At 69.1% G+C, this 792-nt stretch carries 2 protein-coding genes; both read right to left on the bottom strand.

Features of this window, described 5'->3' with window-relative positions; genetic code table 11:
* Positions 1–413: glutamate racemase (locus G7A99_RS22295; protein WP_205600008.1), on the bottom strand; the 413-nt coding region annotated here is incomplete at its 3' end.
* 134 nt (positions 414–547) lie between these two features.
* The coding region (locus G7A99_RS22290) for a DUF2937 family protein (RefSeq protein ID WP_163144192.1) at positions 548–792 on the bottom strand (245 nt) is incomplete at its 5' end.

The following is a 792-nucleotide window of genomic DNA, read 5'->3' as shown; positions in this document are numbered from 1 at the left end:
CGCTTGCCCGCGCTGAACCGCCCGATCAGCGACCGGATCCCCGGACTGGCAACGGTGGACGCCGTGGCCAGCACGCCGATCACTCCGCTGCGGCTCGCCAGCACCGCCGGTTTCACCCCCGGCTCCACGCCGACGATGGGCACCTCGAAACGCTCGCGCAGCGCACGTATCGTCGCCAGGGTCACGGTGTTGCAGGCCACCACCACCGCCTTTGCGCCCTGCTCCACCAGATACGCCGTCAGCGCCATCGAGCGTGAGAGAATGAAGTCGTGGGGCTTGTCGCCGTAGGGCGCGTGGCGGGAATCGGCGATGTAGAGCACGTCCTCCGCCGGCAGCAGCCCGCGGATGCCGCGGGCGATAGAGAGACCGCCGACACCGGAGTCGAAAATCCCGATCGGTTGTTCGGACTGCATCAGGGGCGGATACGGCCAAGTGTGAGCGACGCCTGCAGTATACCCCCGCACCGAACCGCACCAAACGAGGCCCGGCGCCCTTCATTCGAGGGGGTAAGGGAAGGGCTCTCGACGGTCGGGGCCCCTGATGCAGGTCAGGCCCGGCCTCGGGAAACCGCCCGTCTCCGCCGCCGCGCCGACCGAACCAGCAACATCCCGCCACGTGCCAGCAGCTCGAGCACCAGCGTCAGCGCCACACCGACCCCCAGGCCGAACACGATCGCCCCGGGATCCAGCCGGATGACGTAGGAGTAATCGCTCAGCACCGCCCGTTTGATCTCCGGCACCGGCCTGACCAGGGCCTGCGTATACGCACTCACCGGCCCCGTCCGGTACCGCG

The sequence above is a fragment of the Arhodomonas sp. KWT genome, from assembly GCF_010993615.1.
The sequence above is the reverse complement of the archived record's forward strand: the minus strand, read 5'-3'. Positions and strand labels throughout refer to the sequence as shown.